Here is a 24720-nt window from a genome sequence, read left to right on the forward strand (position 1 = left end):
TCAGGACATGGCTAGTGGTTCAAAGATCTCGCCGAGCATTTCTTCAGCCTCGGACAGGAAAGTTTCATCGCGCGGGATCTGGAAGTGCCCGCAATCAAGCCATTCGCCGCCCATGCCCGACTGCTCAAGTTGCGCCGCCAGTTCCACGGCCTCCTCTTCGCGCCCCAGGGTCCACCAGCAGATAGGGTTGAACGCCAGCGGTGCACAGCGATCCAGTTGCAACGACAGTTGCTTGAGTCGACGCGCCACGCTGAACACATGGGCCAGTTCATCGGCGCCCAGTGCCACGTAGGTCGAAGCCCCACGTTCGGTACTCATGGCCCTGGCGAACAATGCGCGCAGGTTCTGCGGCGTTTCTTCACCGTCGATGCTCAAGCCCGGCGCGGCGTCCGGCAGGGTCACCCGCAGGAAGTCACGCAGATCAGCCTGCCAATCATCCACCGCGCCCTCGTTGACCTTGGCCGACGGTACGAAGCTGTCCACCAGACCAACGAACTTGACTGTCTGGCCGACCTGTTCGAGTTGCGCGGCCATCAACATCGCCAGCGTCCCACCCAGCGACCAGCCCAACAGGTAATACGGCCCGTCTGGCTGTTTCTCACGGATCTGCGCCACATAATCGCTGGCCATGTCCTGCAACGACACATCGTTGAACGCCGGATCCAGCAGCATCCGCGACTGAATCGCCAACACCTGCCGGCGCCTGCTCAAGCGGCGCGCCAATGGTTCGTAGTCGAACACCGTACCGAAGCCGGCGTGAATGCAGAACAGCGGCGCAACGCCCTTGACTTCAGGGTTCATCGCCAGCAACCCGGAGGCTTTTTCGGCGGATCCCTGCACACTGGCAACCAGTTCGGCGATGCTCGGTTTCTGCATCAGGTCGCGCAGTTTCAGGCTCAGCCCTTGGGCTTTCAGCACGCGACTGCGCGCCACCACTTGCAGACTGAGGATCGAATCACCACCCAGTTCGAAAAAGTTGTCGGTGAGGCCGACGCGATCGATTTTCAGCACCTCTTGCCAGATCTTCGCCATGGCCTTTTCCAGCTCGGTGCGCGGCGCCACGTAATCCTGACGTTGTTCGGCGTCGGGGCTGGGCAGGGCCTTGCGGTCGAGTTTGCCATTAGGGGTCAGCGGCATGCGCTCGAGCAACATCAGGTGCGCAGGCACCATGTAGTCCGGCAGGCTGGCCTTGAGCTGCTCGCGCAAGCGTTCGCACAAGCCGTCCGTTGCCGTTTCGGCTGTGGCCAGTACATAACCAAGCAACTGCTTGCCGCTGACACCCTCGCGGGCCACCACGGCGGCGTCACGCACCCCCGGTTGTTGCTTGAGGCGCGCTTCGACTTCGCCCAACTCGATGCGGAAACCACGGATCTTCACTTGATGGTCGATCCGACCCAGATAGTCGACAGTGCCGTCCTCACGCTGGCGAACCAGGTCGCCGGTACGGTACAGGCGACTGCCATCAGCGCTGAACGGGTTGGCCACGAAACGCTCCGCAGTGCCGCCGGCACGTCCCAGATATCCACGGGCCAACGCGCCGCCCAGGTACAGCTCACCGGCAAGGCCCACCGGCAGCGGATTGAGGTCGGCGTCGAGCACATAACCGCTGCGCTCACCGACCACACTGCCGATTGGCGCGTAGGCCGCACCGCACTGATCGTCAGCACCGGCTTTCCAGATCAGCGGCGTCACCACGGTTTCGGTCGGGCCGTAGCCATTGATGATGTATTGCGGTTTCAGTGCCCGTTTCGCCAGTTCGAAACTCGCCACCGGCACCGCATCACCGCCGAAGCAGTAGATGCGCACCGCCGGCGGGTTGCCGTGCTGTTCAGCGTGCTCGGCCAGTTGCTGCAAGTACACCGGCGGGAACGCGGCCACGGTCACGCCATGCTCATGCAGGGCGTTGTAGGTTTGCTCGGCGGTCCACAGGCTGTCATCACGGATCAGCAGGCGCGCACCGTGGGTCAGTGTCGTCAACCAGCGCTCATGGGCACCGTCGAAGGCGAACGACATGAAGTGCAGTTCGCAATCGGCTTCGCTCATCTCATAACGCTGACCGATGGCCTGGCAGTGCATCGCCAATGGCCCGTGAGCGACACCGACGCCTTTCGGCTGGCCGGTAGAGCCGGAGGTATAAATCACGTAGGCCAGATTGTCCGCTTGCACCGCGACCTGCGGCGCCACCTCTGGCTGAGCGCTCAGATCCAGGTGATCGAGTTCCAGCACATGCAGGTTGTCCCCGGTCGGCATCACCTGACGCAGACTCGAATCGCTGAGCAACAAGGCGATGCCCGAATCGCGCATCAGATAACTCAGGCGTTCGCGTGGATACGTCGCGTCCAGCGGTACATAAGCGCCTCCGGCCTTGAGCACCGCCAACAGCGCGACGATCATGTTTTCGCTGCGTGGCAGGGCCACACCGACGCGGATCTCCGGGCCGACACCTTCGGCAATCAGTGCATGGGCCAGACGATTGGCCCGGGCCTCTATCTGCCCGTAGCTGAACGCTTCGTCGTTGAAGATCAGCGCCGTTTGTTCTCGGTGCCGGGCAGCCCATTGGCCAATACGCTGATGCACCCATGGCGCGTGCGTTGGCATCCGAACGACGGGTGCCAACAAACGCTGGCCGGTCGGCAGACCGATGCGGCCCAGCGGCTGCGCGGCGTCTTGCGCCAACGCGGCGAGCAGACCTTCCATGTTGCTGCGGATGCCTTCCACAGTCACCCGGTCGAAATGCTCACGCAGGAACATGTACTCAATCACCAGACCTTCTTCGAGCGTGACCATCAGGTCCATCGGAAAGTTGGTCAGGCCGGCGTTGCTGATTTCGCCGAATTTCAGCGAGTCATCGCGCCATTCGCGCAGCGCCTGGTCGATCGGGTGGTTCTCGAACACGATGATGCTGTCGAACAGCGATTGCCCGGCACGTCCGGCCCAGCGCTGCACATCGGTGAGCGGGGTGTACTCGCGCTCACGCATTTCCAGGTTGAAGTCCTGCAAATCACGCAGCCACTCACCGACCGACTGCTCGGCCGGCACATCCTTGATCACCGGCAAGGTGTTGATGAACAGGCCGAGGATCGACTCCGACGCCGGCAGGCTCGCCGGGCGCCCCGCCACTGTCGCGCCGAACGCCACACAACGCTGACCGCTGTAACGGCTGAGCAGCATCAGCCAGGCGCCCTGCACCAAGGTGTTGAGGGTCACTTGCTGAGCTTGCGCAAAGGCCTTGAGCTGTTCGGTGCGCGGCTCGCCCAAGCGGCTATACAGTGCCTCGTGACCACGACCGCTGCCAGTACGCGCCACGGTGTCGGCAAGGTAGGTCGGCTCGTCGAGCTTGCTCAGGTGCTGACGCCAGAACCCTTCGCTGGCATTGCCGTCCTGTTGTTGCAGCCAGTTGATGTAATGACGATACGGCACGGCGTCGGCCAGCGGCTTGCCGGAATACTGGCTCAGCACTTCGCCGATCAACTGCGAACTGCTCCAGCCGTCGATCAGGATGTGGTGATAGGTCCAGATCAACTGATAGCTGTCCTCGCCCACTTGCACCAGCGTCAGACGTTGCAGCGGCGGCTGATTGAGGTCGAAGCCCTTGGCCCGCTCGGCATCCGCCAAGGCCTGCAAGGCTTCGGCCGAGTGATCCTGTGCGCGCCAGTCGAGTAGGCTGAGCGGCAACGGCGGATCGGCGAGGACGAATTGCAGCGGTTCGGCCATGTCCTGCCAGAGGAAACCGGTGCGCAGGATGTCGTGACGACGGCTGACGGTTTCCCAGGCATCTTTCAAGCGCCAAGGCTCAAGGCCTTGCACCGGAATGCACAACTGGTTGATGTAGAGATCCGACTCCGGCGAGTTCAGGCCGAGGAACAGCATGCCCTGCTGCATCGGCGACAAGCGATAAAGCCCCGCCAGTTGATCCTGCGGCAGCGGCAATTGCGCGATTTGCGCGTCGGTCAAACCGTGCAGAGGCATGTCGACCAGCGCTGCCAACGGTACGTCCGAGGTGCTGGCAACCCGTTGCGCCAGTTGCCCGATGGTCGGGTGCTGGAACAGGTCTTTCGGACTCAGCTCCAAGCCTTGCTGACGGGCGCGGCTGACCACTTGAATCGAGATGATCGAGTCGCCGCCCAGGGCGAAGAAGCTGTCGGTGGTGCTGACCTGCGCCAGACCCAGCACGTCTTTCCAGATGTCCACCAGCGTCTGCTCGGTAGCGTTGGCCGGTTCGACATGTTGTTGCGCGGCCGTGAGCTCCAGCGCCGGCAAGCGCTTGCGATCGATCTTGCCGTTGGGGGTCAGCGGTAGCTGCGCCAGCCACAGACGGTGAGTCGGCACCATGTATTCCGGCAGGGTCGCGCCCAGCCAGGTGCTGATGTCGTCGTGCAGTTCACGTTGCAACTCAGTGCTGGCATCCAGCGTTGTCGGATCGGCCGGCACCAGGTAGGCGATCAATTGTTGGCTGCCCAGCACTTCACTGGCCACGACCACCCCTTCGCGCACGGCGGCGTGTGCCATCAGACGCGCTTCGATTTCGCCGAGTTCGATCCGCAGGCCGCGAATCTTCACTTGATGGTCGATGCGGCCCATGTACTCCAGTTCGCCCGCTTCACGCTCGCGGATCAGGTCGCCGGTGCGGTACATCCGCTCGCCATTGTCGGCGAGCGGGTTGGGTACGAACCGTTCAGCGGTCATCGCCGCACGCCCCAGATAACCGCGCGTGATGCCGGCGCCCGACAGGTACAGCTCAGCCGAAACCCCTTGCGGGACAGCGTGCAAATCAGCGTCGAGCAAGTGACTGGCGCTGTGGTCGAGGGCACGGCCGATGCGCGCCTGGCCACCGCTGCTGCGGCGAGTCCAGGTCGAATAGGTGGTGTCTTCCGACGGGCCGTAGAGGTCGTAGACGTGCTCGACCGTCGACTGTTGATACAGCGCGTCGACCAGCCCTTGCTTGAGCGGTTCACCGGCCAGATTGATGATCCGCACGCTCGGCGCAATCTCTCCGGCGCGTTGCAGTGCAGCGATGGCCGACGGCACGGTGTTGATCAGGCGCACCTGATCGCGGGCCGCCAGTTGCGGCAGCTCCAGGGCATTGCGCGCGATGATCAGCGAACCTCCGTTGGCCAACGTGACAAACAGCTCCCACACCGACAGGTCGAAGCACACCGAGGTCGAGGCCAGTACGCCTTGAATGTCGTCGCGGCTGTAGACCTTGGCCGACCAGTCGATCAACGCCATGACGTTGCGATGGGCAATCGCCACGCCTTTTGGCTTGCCGGTGGAGCCCGAGGTGTAGATCACGTAGGCGAGGTTATCCGGTTGCACTGCGGTGTGTGGTGCATCGGCGGAATAACCGCTGAGCGACAGCTGATCCATGAGCAACACTTGGGTATCAACAGGCACGCTCAGGGTCGCAGCGACGGCTTGCTCAGTCAGCAGCACCTGCGCGCGGCTGTCCTCGATCATGTACGCGACACGACCCGCCGGGTAATCAGGGTCCAGCGGCACATACGCGCCACCCGACTTGAGCACCGCCAGCAAAGCAATGAGCAACTGCTCGGAACGCGGCATTGCCACGCCCACCCGCACTTCCGGGCCAACACCCAGTTCGATCAGTTTGTGCGCCAGACGGTTGGCCTGCACATCCAGTTCGGCATACGTCAGTTGCTTGTCGCCGAAAGTCACCGCCAGCGCATCCGGCGTCACCGCCACCTGACGGGCGATGCCCTGATGGATGCACAGCTCGGTGACGAAATCGGCTGCGACGCTCGGGGCACTATCGATCAGGTTCAACTCACTGAGCAAACGCTCACCCGACTCACTCATCTGCCCGAGCAGGCGCTGCAAGTACTCGCCCAACTGCACCACGCTGTGCGCCGCAAAGCTGTCGCACTGGTAGCTGAAATGCATCGACAATTCATCGCTCAAATGCACCAGCAGGGTCAGCGGGTAGTTGGTCTGTTCGTGGTTGTTGATCTCGCCAAAGCGCAACTCCTGCGGCGCGCCCTGCTCCAGCGCCTCGGACACCGGGTAGTTCTCGAACACCAGAATGTTGTCGAACAGCGCTTCACCGTTGCGCGCGGCCCAACGCTGAATGTCGAACAACGGCGTGTGTTCATGCTCGCGCAGGGCCAGGTTCTGCGCCTGCACACTCTGCAACCACTCGCCCACGCTCGATTGCGCGCGAGGGCTGGCGATCACCGGCAAGGTGTTGATGAACAGCCCAATCTGCTGCTCGACACCTTTGAGTTCGGTCGGGCGCCCCGCCACCGTGGCGCCGAACGCCACGCTTTGTTGGCCGGTCAAGCGCTGCAACAGCAGCAGCCAGGCCGCCTGAATCAGCGTGTTGAGCGTGACTTTTTGCTGGCGAGCGAAATCGCCCAGACGACGGGTCTGCTGCGCGTCCAGCACGCAGAAATGTTCGCCATGCCCGGCACGCGGCGCATCGCCACGCTGTGCCTGAAGTGCCTGCGCCAGCAGGGTCGGCGCCTGCAAGTCGGCTAGTTGCGCGGTCCAGTAGTGCTCGCTGGCCTGTACATCCTGACGTTGCAGCCATTCGATGTAATCGCGATAACGCCCGGCCAGCACAGGCTGAGCAATGCCGCTGTAGCGTTGCAGCACTTCGCCGAGCAACTGCGAGTTGCTCCAGCCATCCATCAGGATGTGATGGTTGGTGTAGATCAAATGGCAGCGCTGGTCATCCAGACGCACCACCACCATGCGCAGCAGCGGCCCTTGGCTCAGGTCAAAACCTTGCGCCTGCTCGGCAGCGGCCAGTGCATTCAATTCGCCCTGGCCATCGCCACGCTCGCGCCAGTCGAGCACGCTGAACGGCATGTCCAGTTGCTTGTGTACCACTTGCACCGGTCGCGCCAGTTCACCCTGCCAGACAAAACAGGTGCGCAGGATATCGTGGTTGTCCACCGCCGCTTGCCAGGCCTGCTGGAAGCGTTGCGGATCGAGGCCTTCGACGTCGAGGCGAACCTGATTGATGTAATCGCCAGCGGCCTGTTCGTAAAGGCTGTGAAACAACATGCCCTGCTGCATTGCCGACAGCGGATAGACATCGGCAATCTGCTGCGCCGGCAATGGCAAGCCGTCGAGTTGCGCCTGCGTCAGGCCGGCCAACGGGAAGTCCGACGGGGTCAGACCTTCAACGCCCGGGGTGAGGCAATGGCCGATCAACGCGGCCAGTTCTTCGGCGTAATCGGCGGCCAGCGCTTCAATGACCGCGCTGTCGAAGCGTTCGCTGCTGAAGGTCCAGCCCACGCGCAACTCGCCGCCATACACCTGACCATTGAGGGTCAGCCAGTTGCCCAGCGGCGCGTCCGGGCTTTGATCGAGGCCGGCGTTGTCCGGCGACGGCACGAACAATGCGCCGTCATCGCCCTCGAAACTGCCGTCGAACTGGCCGAGGTAGTTGAAGGTGATACGCGGGCTCGGCAAGGCACGCAGGCTCTGCTGCGCCTGAGCGTCACCGAAGTGGCGCAGCACACCGAAACCAATGCCCCTGTCGGGGATCGAGCGCAGTTGTTCCTTGATCTGTTTGATTGACTCACCCGCTGTCGCGGCCGGGGTCAGGCACACCGGGAACAGGCTGGTGAACCAGCCGACGGTGCGGGTCAGATCGACCCCGTCGAACAGCGCTTCGCGACCATGGCCTTCGAGCTGAATGAGCGTCGACGTCTGCCCACTCCAGCGGCCGATGACTCGCGCCAGCGCCGTCAGCAAAAGGTCATTGACCTGAGTGCGATACGCCGCCGGGGCTTCTTGCAGCAATTGCCGGGTCAGCTCGACGCCGAGTCGGGTCTGCACGGTCTGCGCCAGTCGATTGTGCTGACCGGCGTTCACGCGTTTGCACGGCAGATCGGTGCTGACATCGCTCAGGCAGGCCTGCCAGTAAGCCAGCTCAGCCTGCAACGCCGGGCCGTTGGCGTAGCGCTGCAAGTGTTCGCTCCAGTCCTTGAAAGCGCTGGTCTTGGACGGCAGGCTCAGCGGCTGATCATCGAGCAATTGTTGATAAGCGTTTTGCAGGTCTTCAAGCAGAATCCGCCACGACACACCGTCTACCGCCAAGTGATGAATCACCAACTGCAAACGCTGAGTGCCGTCGGCCAGATTTGCCAACACAGCGCGCAGTAATGGCCCGTTTTGCAGGTCGAGACTGCGCTGGGCGCGGTTGCCCAAGGCTTCCAGCGCAGCAGCATCGGCGACGTCCTCCTGCCAGAGCAGGTTTTGCGATGAATCTTCCACCGCTCGGTGTTCGGCCTGCCACACGCCATCCTGCGGCGAGAAACTCAGGCGCAGGGCATCGTGATGGGCCACCAGCGCGCGCAGCACTTGCTCGACCTTGGCGGCGTCCAGCGCCTGACGCGGTTGGAGCAGCACCGACTGATTACAGTGGTGACGTTCAGGGATTTCATCTTCGAAAAACTGCTGCTGGATCGGCAGCAGCAACGCCGCGCCGGTCACCGCCTGTTGATCAATCGTCGACTCGCCATCGCCCAGTTGTGCGACCAGCGCCAGACGCTGCACGGTCTGGTGCTGGAACAGGTCTTTGGGATTGAGACGAATGCCGGCCTGACGGGCACGGCTGACCACCTGAATCGAAATGATCGAGTCGCCGCCCAGCTCAAAGAAATTGTCGTTGAGGCCCACTTTCGGCAGTTTCAGCACGTCTTGCCAGATCGCCGCCAAGCGCTGTTCCAGCTCGCTTTGTGGTGCCTGATAAGCCTGCTGCGCCTGGCTCGCGTCAGGGGCCGGCAAGGCGCGGCGGTTGAGTTTGCCGTTGGCGGTCAATGGCAGTTGCGCCAGCAGCAACAGGTGCGCCGGGATCATGTGATCCGGCAGGTTTTCCTTGAGCTCGGCACGCACACGGTCGCGCCACTGCGCCTGTTCGGCCAGGCTGGCGTCGAGCAGCGCGGCATCGCTCGGCACCAGATACGCGACCAATTGCTGACCACTGAGGCCCGGCTGCGCCAGCACCACGGCTTGGCGCACCGCTGGTTGCTCCAGCAGTTGCGCTTCGATCTCGCCGAGTTCGATACGGAACCCGCGAATCTTCACCTGATGGTCGATGCGCCCGACGTATTCGACGACGCCGTCAGCGCGATAACGCGCCAGGTCACCGGTGCGGTACAGACGCCCGCCGTCAGCGGAAAACGGATCGGGAATAAAGCGCAGGCTGGTTAGGTCGGCACGGTTCAGATAACCCCGCGCCAGCCCGGCACGCCCGATGTGCAACTCGCCGATACAGCCTTTGGCGACCGGGTTCAGGTCAGCGTCGAGCAAATACCACGACAGATCCGCGATCGGCTCGCCGATCGGGCTGCCGACATCGCCTTGCAGATCGGCCATCGACAATGGCCGGTAAGTCACGTGCACGGTGGTTTCGGTGATGCCGTACATGTTGATCAGTTGCGGTGCCTGATCGCCGAAACGTTCGAACCACGGGCGCAGGCTCTTGACCTCCAGCGCCTCGCCACCGAACACCACGTAACGCAGCGACGGCTGTAGAGCGGCGTGTTGCGGGGCGCACGCCACTTGCATCAATTGCTTGAACGCCGAGGGCGTCTGGTTCAGTACGGTAATGCCTTCGCGGCCGAGCAAAGCGTAGAAATCTTCCGGCGCACGGCTGACCTCGTAAGGCACCACCACCAGTTTGCCGCCGTACAGCAGCGCACCGAAAATCTCCCACACCGAGAAATCGAAGGCGTAGGAATGGAACAGGCTCCAGACATCGGTCGGACCAAAATCGAACCACGCACCCGTGGCTTCGAACAGGCGCAGCACGTTGCGATGCGCCAGCAAGGTGCCCTTCGGCTGGCCGGTCGAACCGGAGGTGTAGATCACATACGCCAGGTTGTCCGGGCTCATGCTGACCTGCGGGTTGCTGTCGCTGTAGCCTTCGAGACCGTCGCGGTCCTGATCGAGCATCAAACTGCGTACCGAGTCCGGCACCGGCAGACGATCAAGCAGATGGCTTTGGGTCAGCAGCAGGCCGATGCCGCTGTCGCCGATCATGTAGCTCAGGCGTTCTTGCGGGTAGCTCGGGTCCAGCGGCACGTAAGCGCCCCCGGCCTTTAGGATCGCCAACAGCCCAACCAGCATGTCGAGGCTGCGCTCCACCGCCAGACCGACGCGCACATCCGGGCCGACACCGTTGGCGATCAGTTTGTGGGCCAACTGATTGGCGCGGCTGTTGAGTTCGTCGTAGGTCAGCGTCTGTTGGCCGTAGGCCACGGCAATCGCTTGCGGTGCGCGGGCAGCCTGGGCTTCGATCAATTGATGCAGGCACCGCTCGCTGGGGAAATCGGCCAAGGCCGGGTTCCATTGCAGCAAGGTCTTCGCGCGTTCGGCAGCGTCGTGCAGCGGCAGTTCGGCAATGCGCTGACCGCTGTCGACGACGATGCCTTGCAGCAGATTCGTCCAGTGTTGCGCCAGGCGCGCGATGGTCGCGGCGTCGAACAAGTCGGTGGCGTAAGTCAGCTCGGCCCAGACGTTGTCGGTGGATTCGAAGGTGTTCAGGGTCAAGTCGAACTGTGCGGTGTTCGACGCCCAGTTCAGGCCTTCGATCTCGATGTTCGGCAAGCGTGTGGCGCCCTGAGCCTGACGGGCCTGGCTCTGGTGATTATGCAGTACCTGGAACAACGGACTGTGGCTGAGGCTGCGCTCCGGTTGCAGCGCATCGACCAGTTGCTCGAACGGCAGATCCTGATGAGCCTGGGCGCCGAGCACGGTGCTTTTCACTTGCTGCAGCAGGCTACGGAACGTCTGCTGGCTGTCGAATTCAGCTTTCAGCACCTGGGTGTTGACGAAGAAGCCGATCAGCCCTTCCGTCTCGACCCGGTTGCGGTTCGCCACCGGCACACCGACGCGGATGTCGGCCTGACCGCTGTAGCGATGCAGCAAGGTCTGGAACGAGGCCAGCAACAGTGTGAACAGCGTGACGTTTTCACGCTGGGCAACCTGCTTGAGCGCAGACGCCAGTTCCAGGCTCAGCGGGATATCACGACGGGCGCCGCGATAGCTTTGCTCAGGCGGACGTGGGCGATCGGTCGGCAGCTCCAGCAGCGGCTGATCGCCATCGCCCAGTTGCGCCGTCCAGTAGCTCAACTGACGCTCGCGTTCACCGGCGTCCATCCACTGCTTTTGCCACACCGCGTAGTCGGCGTATTGCACCGCCAGCGCCGGCAATTGCACGGCCTGCCCTTGGCTATAAGCGGCGTACAACGCCACCAGTTCATCGACCATGACGTTCATCGACCAGCCATCGGAAACGATGTGGTGCAAGGTGATGACCAGTGCGTGGTCGTCATCCGCCAGACGCAGCAATTTGACCCGCAGCAGCGGGCCTTGCTGGAGATTGAACAGGTGCAGGGTTTCTTCGGCGACCAGCGCTTGCAGCGCAGCCTCGTCCAGATCGGCGGCAACGTCCTGCACGTGCAGATCCAACGTGGCGAGGGCCTGAATCACTTGCAGGGGCTGGCCCTGCTCTTCGACGAAGCAGGTGCGCAAGGATTCGTGGCGCGCGATCAGGGCATCGAAGCTGCGCTGCAACGCCCCCAGATCCAGTTCACCGCGCAGACGCAACGCCGCCGGGACGTGATAGGCAGTGCTGGTCGGCTCCAGTTGCCAGAGGAACCATTGACGTTCCTGGGCATACGAAAGCGCCAGTGGTTGCAGGCGCGGCAACGCGACAATTGGCGGTTCCTGATGCGCCTGATCAAGACCGAGCGCGGCGACGAAATCTTCCAGCGTGCTGTGTTCGAACAGCGTACGCAGCGGCACCTGAACGTTCAGCGCTTGGCGCACCCGAGAGACCACCTGGGTGACCAATAACGAGTGGCCGCCCAGTTCGAAGAAGTTATCGCCGAGGCCCACGCGATCCAGCTTAAGCACCGTTTGCCAGATTTCGGCGACGGTCTGCTGGGTGGCGGTTTGCGGGGCGCTGTAGGTCGATTGCAACTGGCTGGCGTCGGGCGCCGGCAAGGCTTTGCGATCTACTTTGCCGTTGGGGGTCAGCGGCAGTTGCGCGAGGAACAACAGGTGCGCCGGCACCATGTATTCCGGCAGTTCAGCCTTGAGGCTGGCCTTGAGCGCGGCGCGCAAATCGGCTTCCGAAACATCATTGACCAATGGCACCACGTAGCCCACCAGTTGCGGGCCGGTCGGGCCGTCCTGCGCGACCACAACGGTTTCGCGCACGCTGTCGAGCGCGAGCAAACGCGCTTCGATCTCACCCAGTTCGATACGCAAACCACGGATTTTCACCTGATGGTCGATCCGCCCGATGTACTCGATCACGCCCTCGGCGCGATAGCGGGTCAGGTCGCCGGTGCGGTACAGGCGCGCGCCGTTTTTCGCAAAGGGATCCGGTACAAAACGTTCGGCGGTCAGGCTCGGGCGCTGGAAATAACCACGGGCCAAACCGTCACCGCCAATCAGCAATTCACCCGGCGCGCCGAGCGGATTGAGCTCAAGGTCACTGCCGAGGATGTACAACGCGGTGTTGTCGATGGGCGTGCCGAGGAACGGACGGCTGTTGTCCGCACTCAGCGCATGTTGTGCTGACCAGATCGTCGTTTCGGTCGGGCCATAGAGGTTCCACACGCGTGGCGTCAGCGCCAGCATGCGCTGCGCCAGTTCCTGCGGCAGTGCTTCACCGCCACAGAGGAACGTGCGGCCGCTGAGGATCGCGGCGTGTTCGTTGTCCAGCAGCATGCGCCAGGTCGACGGCGTGGCTTGCAGCACACTGACGGCGTGGCGCTCGATCAGTTCGAGCACCGCTTGCGGGTCTTGATGCACGTCCTTGCCGGTCAGCACCACGCAGGCGCCGGCCAGCAATGGGCCGTAGATTTCCAGGCCAAAAATGTCGAACGAGAACGTGGTCAGCGACAGCATGCGATCAGTGGCCGCGATCCCTGGCTGCTTGATCATGCTCGCGACAAAGTTGCTCAGGGCCGCGTGGCGCACCATCACGCCTTTCGGTTTACCGGTCGAACCCGAGGTGTAGATCGTATAGGCCAGATGCTCGCCGTTGACCGCCACGTCCGGCGCGGTCTGTGGATACGCCGCCAGCCAGTCGTGTGGCTGATCGAGCAACAGCGTCTGCACGCCCGTCGGGATCGGTAACTGCGCCTGCAAGTGCGACTGCGTCAGCAGCAATTGCAAACCACTGTCCTCGATCATGTAGGCCAGACGATCTTCCGGGTACGCCGGGTCCAGCGGCACATACGCGCCGCCCGCCTTGAGGATCGCCAGCAGGCCGACGATCATTTCGACGCTGCGCTCGACGGCGATGCCGACCAGTCGATCCGGGCCGACACCGGCCTCGATCAGCTTGTGCGCCAGTTGATTGGCCCGGGCCTCCAGTTCGCCATAGGTCAGCACGTCTGCGCCGATGATCAGCGCGGTGGCCTGCGGCGTTTGCTGTGCCTGCAAGGCGAAAGCCTGCTGCACGCACTCGGCCTGCACGGTGTGATCGGCCACGCGTAACCAGTCCCGCAACAACACACCGTGTTCGGCACTGTCCAACAACGGCAATTCGCCGACGCGCTGAGTCGGTGCAGCCACGATGCCTTGCAGCAGGTTCTGCCAGTGACGGGCAATGCGCTCGATGGTCTCAGACTTGAACAGGTCAGTGGCGTAGATCAGCTCGGCGGCGAAACCGTCGTTGGATTCATAAGTATTGAGGGTCAGGTCGAACTGCGCGGTGCGCCCTTCCCACTGCACATCCTCGACGCTCAACTGCGGCAGTTGCACCGCGCCACGCCCCTGATCACGGCGGGTCTGGTGGTTGAACATCACCTGGAACACCGGGCTGTGGCTCAGGCTGCGCTCCGGTTGCAGCGCTTCGATCAATTGCTCGAACGGCAGATCCTGATGCGCCTGAGCATCCATCGCCGCTTGCTTGACCTGCGCCAGCAAGCGGTTGAACGGCAGTTGCCCGTTCACCTCGGCATTCAATACCTGAGTGTTGACGAAAAAGCCGATCAGGCCCTCCGTCTCGACTCGGTTACGGTTGGCCGTAGGCACACCGACGCGAATCTGCGCCTGGCCGCTGTAGCGATGCAGCAAGGCCTGGAACGACGCCAGCAACACCATGAACAGGCTCGCACCTTCGCGCTGGGCCAGATGTTTGAGGGCGTCGCCAAGGGCCGTCGGCAAGTCCAGTTCAAGCCGCGCACCGCGCAGACTCTGCACCGCCGGGCGGGGGAAATCGATTGGCAACTCCAGCACCGGCTGCTCGCCGTCCAGCGTCTTGATCCAATAAGCCAGTTGCCGCTCACGCTCGCCCGCTTCCAGCCAGTGACGCTGCCAGATCGCGTAGTCGGCGTATTGCACGTCCAGCGCCGGCAGCGTCAACGGCTGCCCGCTGGTGTCGGCGGCGTAATGTTGGATCAGCTCATTGACCAGCACTTTGATCGACCAGCCATCGGAGATGATGTGGTGCTGGATCAGCACCAGCACATGATCGTCCTGCGCCACTTTCAGCAGCGCCACGCGCAGGAGCGGGCCCTGTTGCAGGTTGAACGGGCGCGTGGTTTCGCTTTCGACGAACGCCTTGACCGCAGCCTCTTCACCGGCGGCATCAAGGCCTTCGGGCAGCGGAACCAGACTGATGTTCAGCGGCAGTTGCGGATGGATCACCTGACAAAAGGTTTCGCCCTGCTCGGCGAAGGTCGTGCGCAAGCTTTCGTGACGCGCGGCCACGGCATTGAAGCTGCGTTCCAGCGCCGCCACCTCCAGCCGCCCCTTGAGGCGCAGGGCGCTGGGGATGTGATACGCGGTGCTGTGCGGGTCCATTTGCCAGAGGAACAATTGACGTTCCTGGGCATACGACAGAGGAATCGCCGCAAACCCGGAACGTGTTTCCGGGATCGGCAGGTTGGCCGGAGAGACACCCTCTTCGAGCATCTTTTCCAGGTACAGCTTACGTTTGTCCAGCGGCAGAGTGATAAAGCGCTTGGCTACCCTCAAAGCAACACTCTTGTCCATCAGACTTCCTCCATATCGTCAAGCAGGGCTTCCAGCTTGCTCAGTTTCTGTTCGTTGATTGCCCCGCCTCCTGTATCGAGTCGAGCGACAAAGTCGCTCAGGACGGGGTGCTGGAATAACAGTTGCGGGGTCAGCGTCAGGCCCAGTTCAAGGGCCATGCGCGACACCACGTTGACCGCCAGCAGCGAGTGCCCGCCCAGTTCGAAGAAGTGATCGTTCAGGCCGATGCGTTGCACGTCGAGCACTTGCTGCCAGATCGCCGCGACCCGCTGCTCAAGCTCACTGTGCGGCGCGACATACGCGGCCTGCATCTGGCTGGCATCGACCGCTGGCAAGGCCTTGCGGTCGAGTTTGCCGTTGGGGGTCAGTGGCAACTGCTCAAGGAACAGCAGGTGCGCGGGAATCATGTAGTCAGGTAACGAAGACTTGAGGCCAGTCTTTAGTCCGTCGCGCAGGAGCCGCTGCGCTTCGCCGTCGTACAGATCCAGTGGTGGGGCGACCACATAGGCCACCAGTTGCGCGCCCGCCTCGCCTTCGACGGCCAGCACCGCCGCTTCGGTGACGGCCGGTTGGGCGAGCAATCGCGCCTCGATCTCCCCCAACTCGATGCGGAATCCGCGAATTTTCACCTGATGGTCGATCCGGCCCATGTATTCCAGTTCGCCCTCTTCACGCTCGCGGATGAGGTCGCCGGTGCGGTACATGCGTTCGCCGTTATTGGCGAACGGGTTGGGCACAAAGCGTTCGGCTGTCATTGCTGCACGGCCCAGATAGCCGCGCGTGATGCCGGCACCGGACAGGTACAGTTCGGCCGACGCTCCTTGCGGGACAGCGTGCAAATCAGCGTCGAGCAAGTGACTGGCGCTGTGGTCGAGGGCACGACCGATGCGTGCCTCACCACCGGCACTGCGGCGAGTCCAGGTCGAATAGGTGGTGTCTTCCGACGGGCCGTACAGGTCGTAGACATGCTCGACCGTCGACTGCTGATACAACGCGTCAACCAGCCCTTGCTTGAGCGGCTCACCGGCCAGATTGATGATGCGCACGCTCGGCGGAATCTGCCCGGCGCGCTGCAATGCAGCAATGGCTGACGGCACGGTGTTGATCAGGCGCACCTGATCGCGCGCCGGCAAATGCGGCAGTTCCAGAGCATTACGGGCGATGATCAGCGAGCCGCCGTTGGCCAGTGTGACGAACAGCTCCCACACCGACAGATCGAAGCACACCGAGGTCGAAACCAGCACGCCTTGAATATCGTCGCGGTTGTAGACCTTGGCCGACCAGTCGATCAACGCCATGACGTTGCGATGGGCAATCGCCACGCCTTTTGGCGTGCCGGTGGAGCCGGAGGTGTAGATCACGTAGGCGAGGTTGTCTGGAACGACCGATGTTAGCGGTGCACTGCTCGGATAACCGCTCAACAACACCTGATCCAGCAGCAACACTTGCGTTTCGCCAGGTACCGTCAGGGTCGCGGCGACCGCTTGCTCGGTCAGCAACACCCGCGCACGGCTGTCCTCCAGCATGTACGCGACACGATCCGCCGGGTAATCCGGGTCCAGCGGCACATACGCACCACCGGCCTTCAACACCGCCAGCAAGGCAATGAGCAACTGCTCGGAACGCGGCATCGCCGCGCCCACGCGCACTTCCGGGCCAACACCGAGTTCGATCAGTTTGTGCGCCAAGCGGTTGGCTTGCGCGTCGAGTTCGGCGTACGTCAGTTGCGTGCTGCCAAAGGTCACCGCTAGCGCATCCGGCGTCGCCGCCACCTGACGGGCAATGCCGTGATGAATGCACAGATCGGTGACGAAATCGGCATCGACGCTCGGGACGCTTTCGATCAGATTCAACTCACTGAGTGACCGCTCGCCCGCCTCGGTCATCTGGCTCAGCAGACGCTGCAAATGCGCGCCCAACTGCGCCACGCTGGCGTCGGCAAAGCTGTCGCGCTGATAGCTGAAATGCACCGTCAGTTGCGTGCTCATGTTTACCAGCAGGGTCAGCGGATAGTTGGTCTGCTCCTGATTGGCCACCGCGCCGAAACGCAAGCCTTGCGGCGCGCCACGTTCCAGCGCGTCGGCAATCGGGTAGTTCTCGAACACCATCAGGCTGTCGAACAGCGCATCACCGCCCTGCCCGGCCCAACGCTGAATATCCGCCAGTGGTGTGTGTTCGAACTCGCGCGAAGCCAGATTCTGCGCCTGCACGCCTTGCAGCCAACTGGCCAGACTCTGCTGCGCTTGCGGCGCAGCAACCACCGGCAAGGTATTGATGAACAGGCCGATCTGCGCTTCGGCACCCGGCAGATCCGCCGGACGCCCGGCGACGGTGGCGCCGAAAGCGACACAGTCTTTGCCGGTATAACGCTGCAACAGCAACAGCCAAGCGGCTTGCACCACGGTGTTGACCGTGACTTTCGCGGCCCGGGCGAATTCGCCCAAACGCTGCGTCAGATTGACGTCGAGTACTTGGTAGTGATCGCCATAACCGACGCTTGGCAAACCGTACTGCGGCCGCGCGATGGCATTGGCCAGGCGCGTTGGCTCTTGCAGGTTGTGCAGCGTCGCCAGCCAGTAGGCTTCGGCCGCCGCCGCATCCTGGCGTTGTAGCCAGCCGATGTAATCGCGATAGCGGCCCGCCGGACGCGCCACCGCTTCGCCGCGATAATGCTGCAACACTTCGCCGAGCAACTGCGCGCTGCTCCAGCCGTCCATCAGGATGTGGTGGTTGGTGTAAATCAGGTGATGACGATCCGTCGCGGTGCGCACCAGCACCAGACGCAGCAGCGGCGCACAGATCAAATCCAGACCCTGTGCGCGCTCTTCGTCGGCGAGGGTTTGCAGCGCCGCGTTCAGCCCGGTTTTGCCGTGCCAGTCGAGCACGCTGAATGGCACTTCAACCTGGCGCTGCACCACTTGCACCGGTTGCGGCAGATCGCCCTGCCAGAAAAACCCGGTGCGCAGAATGTCATGGGCATCCACCACCGCTTGCCACGCCGCTTGGAAGCGTTGCGGATCGACGCCGTCGACGTCCAGGCGCATCTGGTTGATGTAGTCGCCGTTGCCATGTTCGAGCAACGTATGGAACAGCATGCCCTGCTGCATCGGCGACAGCGGGTAGATGTCATCGATGCTTTGCGGTTCGAGCACCAGCGCATCGAGTTGCGCCTGCGACAGTTGCGCCAGCGGGAAGTCTGACGGCGTCACGCCACGGTTGGCGTTGTCGCAGCAATGGCCGATCAGCACAGTCAATTCCTGCACGTAGTCATCGGCCAGACGCTGGATGGTCGCCGCGTCGAACATCGCGCCGCTGTAGGTCCAGCTCAGATCCAGTTCGCCGCCAAAGACTTTGCCGTTCAGCGCCAGCGGGTTGCCCAACGGGCCTTGCAGATTGACTTCGGCACCGCCGGACTCGCTGGTCGGCACGAACAGGGCTTCGGCGGCGGCATCGAAACTGCCGTCGAACTGGCCCAGATAGTTGAAGGTCAGGCGTGGTGCCGGCAAGGCTTGCAGGGCTTGGCGAGCCAGCTCATCGCCCAGATGCGCGAGCGCGCCGAAGCCGATGCCTTTGTGCGGAATCGCCCGCAGTTGTTCCTTGACCTGCTTGAGCGATGCGCCCGGCTCGGCAACCGGCGACAGGCGCGCCGGGAACACACTGGTGAACCAGCCGACGGTGCGCGTCAGGTCGACGCTGTCGAACAGGTCTTCGCGACCGTGGCCTTCGAGCAAAACCAGCGCGTGGTCGGCACCGGTCCAGCGCACCATCACCCGCGCCAGCGCGGTCAGCAGCAGATCGTTGACCTGCGTGCGATAAGCCGCCGGGGCATCCTGCAATAACTGACGGGTCAGGGTCTGGTCCAGTTTGCTGCGAATGGTCAGCGCCTGATCGTGTTGCTGCCCACCGTCGGGACGGTCGAAAGGCAACGTCGCCGATGCACCTTGCAACTGTTGCTGCCAGAAGCCCAGTTCAGACTGCAACGCAGGCGTGGCGGCGTATTCCTGCAAGGCCTGCGCCCAGGCTTTGACCGCATGGGTCTTGGCCAGCAACTGCACGGCATTGCCCGTAGCGATCTGCCGGTAAGCGTTTTGCAGATCTTCAAACAGAATCCGCCACGACACGCCATCGACCACCAGATGATGGACGATCAGCAGCAGGCGTTGACTGCCATCGGCCAGGTTCGCCAGCACCGCGCGAATCAGCGAGCCACCGCTCAGTTGCAGGCTACGCTGAGCCTTGTCGCCCAATGCCTCAAGGGCTGCGAGGTCGGCGACCTCGACTTGCCAGAGAATGGTTTCACCTGCTTGCGTGGCGATGTCGCGGTAGTTCGCGATCCAGCCGTCAGCCTGCTCGACAAAGTCCAGGCGCAGGCTGTCGTGGTGCAGCACCAGCGCGTCCAGCGCTTGCTCCAACAAGTGGCCATCGAGCGCCTGATTCGGCTTGAGCATCACCGACTGGTTCCAGTGATGACGGTCGGGAATCGCCTGAGCGAAGAATTCCTGATGAATCGGCAACAGTGCCGTGCGGCCGGTCACCGGTTGCTGATCGATCACTTGCAGCGCTTCGCCCGTCTGCGCGACAACCGCCAGCGCCTGGATGGTCTGGTGCTGGAACAGGTCTTTGGGCGTGAAGCGAATGCCGGCCTGCCGCGCACGGCTGACCACTTGAATGGAAATGATCGAGTCGCCGCCCAGCTCAAAGAAGTTGTCGCTGATGCCGACCTGCCCAAGCTTAAGCACGTCTTGCCAGATCGTCGCCAATTGTTGCTCCAGCGCATTCTGCGGAGCGACATAGGTCTGTTGCAGTTGACTGACATCCGGCTTCGGCAGGTTCTTGCGGTCGAGCTTGCCGTTTGGCGTCAGCGGCATGCGCTCCAGACGCAAGACATACGCCGGCACCATGTGCGCCGGCAAGATGGCCTTGAGCTGCGCACGCAGGTCTTCGGTGAAGTCGACGCGGGCAGAATCGCCCACCACATAGGCGACCAGACGCTTGCCGCTACCCGCACTGCCTTCCTGGGCCACGACCACGGCTTCGCGCACACCGTCGAGCGCTTGCAGGGCGGCTTCGACTTCGCCGAGCTCAATGCGGAAACCGCGGATCTTCACTTGATTGTCGATGCGGTCCAGATAGTCGAATGTGCCGTCGACGCGCTGACGAACGAGGTCACCGGTGCGATAAAGCAAGCCGCCAGCGCGGCTGAACGGGTCAGCGACAAAACGCTCGGCAGTCAGCCCCGGACGGTTCAGGTAACCGCGGGCCAGACCCGTGCCGCCCAGATACAACTCACCGGCCATGCCTTGCGGCAGCAAGTTCAGATCGGCGTCGAGCACGTAGGCGCTGCGGTCACCGATGCGGCTGCCGATTGGCGCGTAAGCGGCGCCGCACGGCACATCGCGGCCGGCCTTCCAGATCAGCGGCGTGACCACGGTTTCGGTCGGGCCGTAGCCGTTGATGATGAAGTCCGGATCGAGCGCCCGTTTGACCCGCTCGAAACTGGCGTTCGGTACCGCGTCGCCGCCAAAGCAGTAGATGCGCACGTTGGGTGGACTGCCCACACGCTCGGCGTGTTCGGCCAGTTGTTGCAGGTACACCGGCGGGAACGCGACCACGGTCACGCCATGCTCAATCATGGCGTTGTAGGTTTGCTCCGGTGTCCATAGGCTGTCGTCGCGGATCAGCAACGAGGCGCCGTGGGTCAGGCTGGTCAGCCAGCGCTCATGGGCGCCGTCGAAGGCGAACGACATGAAGTGGAATTCGCAATCGCTGTCGCGCATTTCATAACGCTGACCGATGGCCTGGCAATGCATCGCCAAAGGGCCGTGAGCGACGCTGACGCCTTTCGGATTGCCGGTGGAGCCGGAGGTGTAAATCACATACGCGAGGTTGTGCGGATCGAGCTGCACGGGCGGCGCGGTGATCGGCCATTCGCACAAGTCGAGGCGATCGAGTTCAAGCAGCGGCACCGATTCGGCCACAGGCAATTGCGCCGACACTGACGCGTCGCTGATCAGCAGCGCCAGCCCGGAATCCTCGATCAGATAGGCCAGGCGTTCACGCGGATAACGGGTGTCCAGCGGCACGTAAGCGCCGCCAGCCTTGAGCACCGCCAGCAATGCGACGATCACCGCCTCACTGCGCGGCAGGGCCACACCGACGCGGGTTTCTGCGCCGACGCCACGGGCGATCAGCGCATGGGCCAATTGGTTGGCACGCTGATCGATTTCGCCATAGCTGAAGCGCCGACCGTTGAAGATCACCGCCGTGCGTTGCGGATTTTCGCCGGCCAGCGCGGCAATACGCTGATGCACGCCGATGTCCACCGGGTACGGTTGCGGATGGTTTTCGGCTTGCTGGCGCGCCTGCTCTTCAGCGCTGGCCAGACCGATTTCGCCGAGGTTGCGCTCAGCCGATGCGGCAAACTGCTCAAGCAATTGCAGCAGGTGCGCACTGATACCTTCGATCACGTCACTGGCGAACTGGGCGCGGTCGAAGCTGTAATGCAACGCCAGTTGCTGACCCAATGTCACGGCAACGCTCAGGGCGTAATGCGTCTGCTCCAGATTGCCCACATCACCGAACACCAGCCCCTGCCCGGCCTGACTCAGCGCCTGGGTAACCGGGTAGTTTTCGAACACCAGAATGTTGTCGAACAGCGCTTCGCCACCCTGCCCGGCCCAGCGCTGGATGTCCGCCAACGGCGTGTGTTCGAAGTCGCGCAGGCTAAGGTTCTGCGCCTGCACTGCTTGCAGCCATTGGCCGACGGTTTGATCCGGACGCGGCGCACCGATGACCGGCAAGGTGTTGATGAACAAACCGACCTGCTGCTCGATGCCCGGCAGATCCGCCGGACGCCCGGCCACGGTCGCGCCGAAGGCCACCGCTTCGTGACCGGTGTAGCGTTGCAGCAACAGCAGCCAAGCCGCTTGCACCAAGGTGTTGACAGTGACTTTCTGCTGACGGGCAAACGCTTTCAGTGCCTGGGTGCGTGACACGTCCAGCGTCAAGTAATGATCGCCGTGACCGCTGAGGTTTTCCCCGCCGGTGGCGGCGCGGGCCAGTCGGGTCGGCTCTTGCAGCGCAGCGAGTTGTTCGCTCCAGAAGTCCTGACTGAGTTGACTGTCCTGCCGTTGCAGCCAGGCAATGTAATCGCGATAACGTCCACCGCCGCTTACCGGCGTACGGCCGCCGTAACGCTGCAAGACTTCGCCAAGCAACTGCGAGTTGCTCCAGCCGTCCATCAGGATGTGGTGATGGGTGTAAATCAGGTGCCATTGCTCGGCGCCGGTCTGCACCAGCACCAGTCGCAGCAATGGCGCGCAGGTCAGATCAAAGCCTTGCTGACGTTCGGCATCGGCCAACGCTGCAAGAGCGGCTGGTTGATCCTCGCGGCTGCGCCAGTCCAGTGTGGTGAACGGCAATTTCACCTGCTTGTGCACGATCTGCACCGGTTGCGTCAGTTCGCCCTGCCAGACGAAACCGCTGCGCAGAATGTCCTGCGCATCGACGGTGGCCTGCCATGCGGCGCGGAAACGCTCGGGATCAATGCCTTGCACATCGACGCGCAACTGGTTGATGTACTCACCCCCCGCTTGCTCGTAGAGGGTGTGGAACAGCAAACCCTGCTGCATCGGCGACAGTGGATAAAGGTCATCGAGCTGACCGGCCGGCACCGGCAGTGCATCGAGTTGCGCCTGCGTGACCTGCGCCAGCGGGAAGTCCGACGGCGTCGCTTGCGCGGTTTGCAGGGTGCAGCAATGTTCGATCAGCGCGTGCAACTCGACGGCGTATTGATCCACCAGTTTCTGTACGGTTGCGCCGTCGAACATCTCGCGGCTGAAACCCCAACTCATCGACAGTTCGCCGCCATACACCTGACCTTCCACGGTCAGCCAGTTGGCCAGCGGCGCCTCTGGATCCTGCGCGACACCGCTGTTTTCAGCGGACGGCACGAACAGCGCCGCCTCGTCGAACTGGCGGTCGAACTGGCCGAGATAGTTGAAGGTAATGCGCGGCTGCGGCAGCGCCTCAAGTTCGGCGCGTACCGACGGCGCCGCGAGATAACGCAGCACGCCATAGCCCAGACCTTTGTCCGGCACCGCGCGCAGTTGCTCCTTGATCGACTTGATCGAACCGTCGAGATCGTCGGCGGCAATCAGATTTACCGCGAACAGGCTGGTGAACCAGCCCACGGTGCGACTCAGGTCGATGTCATCGAACAGATCTTCGCGACCATGCCCCTCCATCTCGATCAGCGTGCCCGGTTGCTCGCTCCAGCGGCTGATGGTGCGCGCCAGTGCAGTGAGCAGCAGATCGTTGACCTGCGTGCGATACGCTGCCGGCGCCTGTTGCAACAGTTGACGGGTGCGCTCGGCGTCGAGGCGCCATTGGATTTTCTCGCCATGCCGGTTCTGCAGGCTGCCATCCGGACGCTCGCAGGGCAGATCCAGGGCATCCTGATGCTGGGTTTTCCAATAGCTCAGTTGGTCGTCGAAGCGCGACGCTGCGCTTTCGAGGCGTGCTGTCCAGCTCTGAAAGGCACTGGTTTTTGCCGGCGATTGAATGCCGCCGCCCGCCGCCAGTTGCTCATAGGCCTGCTGCACATCTTCCAGCAGCACTCGCCAGGAAACCCCATCCACCACCAAGTGATGAATGATCAGCGCCAGACGCTGGCTGCCATCGGCCAGCGTGACCAGCAACGCGCGCAGCAGCGGGCCGTTGCGCAGATCAAGACTGCGCTGGGCCTCGTTGCATAAGGCGTTCAACTGCTCGACAGAGTCGGCGTCGCGCTGCCACAGCCCAGCGCTTTCAACCCGCAGGCCATGGCTTTGCTGCCAGCCTTCGGCGTTTTCGACGAAGCGCAGGCGCAGGGCATCGTGGTGGTTGATCATGTGCGCCAGCGCGGTATCGAGCCACTGAGCGTTCAAAGTGGCGCGCGGGGTCAGCAGCAGCGACTGGTTCCAGTGCTCACGCACCGGCATCGCATGGCTGAAGAAGTGTTGCTGGATCGGCCCGAGTACGGCGTCGCCGGTCACTGGCCCTTGATCCACCGACGTCTGGCTGTCCAGCGTGGCGACCAGCGCGAGGCTGCGCACGGTCTGGTACTGGAACAGATCACGCGGACTGACGCGAATCCCGGCCTGTCGCGCGCGGCTGACCACTTGAATAGAGATGATCGAGTCGCCGCCCAGCTCGAAGAAGTTGTCTTCGAGGCCGACGCGCTCAAGACCGAGCACGTCGGCCCAGATCGCCGCCAGGGCTTTTTGCATCGTGTCCTGCGGCGCAACGAAGGCTTGCTGCGGCGCGGCGTCAGGTTGCGGCAGGGCCTTGCGATCCAGTTTGCCGTTGGCGGTGACCGGCAGTGTGGCCAGGGTCATCAGGTAGGTCGGCACCATGAATTCCGGCAGACTGCCGAGCAGCCAGGCTTTGACGTCCTGCTGCCATTGCTCGTCTGGCTGAGTATTTTCCAGCACCAGATAAGCCACCAGATGCTTGCCGCCCTGCACCAGCACCACGGCCTCACGCACCAACGAGTGCTGCATCAGGCGAGTTTCGATTTCACCGAGTTCAATGCGCAAACCGCGCAGTTTCACCTGATGGTCGAGACGGCCCAGGTACTCGATCACGCCGTCAGTTCGCTGACGCACACGGTCACCGGTACGGTACAGGCGCGCGCCCTCATGGAACGGGCACGGCACAAAACGTTCGGCGGTCAGTGCCGGACGCTGG

General features: G+C 62.9%; 2 protein-coding genes (1 of these 2 cut by a window edge). Both read right to left on the reverse strand.

The annotated features are described in order from the left end of the window. Entirely contained in the window at positions 1–14991 is a 14991-nt protein-coding gene (locus ACIOU6_RS21870) for a non-ribosomal peptide synthase/polyketide synthase (RefSeq protein ID WP_401138859.1), read from the reverse strand. After that, positions 14991–24720, reverse strand: partial view of a non-ribosomal peptide synthase/polyketide synthase gene (locus ACIOU6_RS21875; RefSeq protein ID WP_401138860.1) — the 3' portion only. It continues 2591 nt past the right edge of the window; 9730 of the gene's 12321 nt are visible here — the last part of the coding sequence; the start codon falls outside the window, past its right edge; it ends in the stop codon at positions 14991–14993. Before ACIOU6_RS21875 ends, ACIOU6_RS21870 begins: the two co-directional genes overlap by 1 nt.

Origin of the sequence: Pseudomonas sp. NPDC087615 (assembly GCF_044743445.1) — a bacterium.
Lineage (GTDB): Bacteria > Pseudomonadota > Gammaproteobacteria > Pseudomonadales > Pseudomonadaceae > Aquipseudomonas > Aquipseudomonas baetica_A.

Coding starts and splice junctions, on each gene's coding strand:
- ACIOU6_RS21870 (WP_401138859.1), bottom strand. CDS start 14,991: ATGGACAAGAGTGTTGCTTTGAGGGTAGCCAAGCGCTTTATCACTCTG.